The 265-nt window shown below is 46.0% G+C and carries 1 pseudogene; it reads left to right on the top strand.

The annotated features are described in order from the left end of the window. A pseudogene (locus ACTHSX_RS10685) lies at nucleotides 1–265 on the top strand (DNA polymerase III subunit gamma/tau); the annotation flags it as partial.

Below are 265 nucleotides of genomic sequence, written 5' to 3' on the forward strand. Positions count from 1 at the left end.
GAATACAGGTATCGACAATATCCGCGAAGTGTAGGAAAACGCCCAATATGCGCCGACTGCGGGTAAATACAAACTCTATATCATCGACGAACTGCATATGCTTTCCAAAAGCTCGTTCAATGCCATGCTGAAGACTTTGGAAGAGCCGCCTGAACACGATAAATTCATTTTGGCTACCACCGATCCGCACAAAGTTCCCATTACCGTATTGAGCCTCTGTTTGAAGTTTGTGTTGCGCAACATGACAACCCAACAGCTTGCAGAG

The organism is Neisseria sp. P0014.S002, assembly GCF_051958295.1.
Lineage (GTDB): Bacteria > Pseudomonadota > Gammaproteobacteria > Burkholderiales > Neisseriaceae > Neisseria > Neisseria flavescens_B.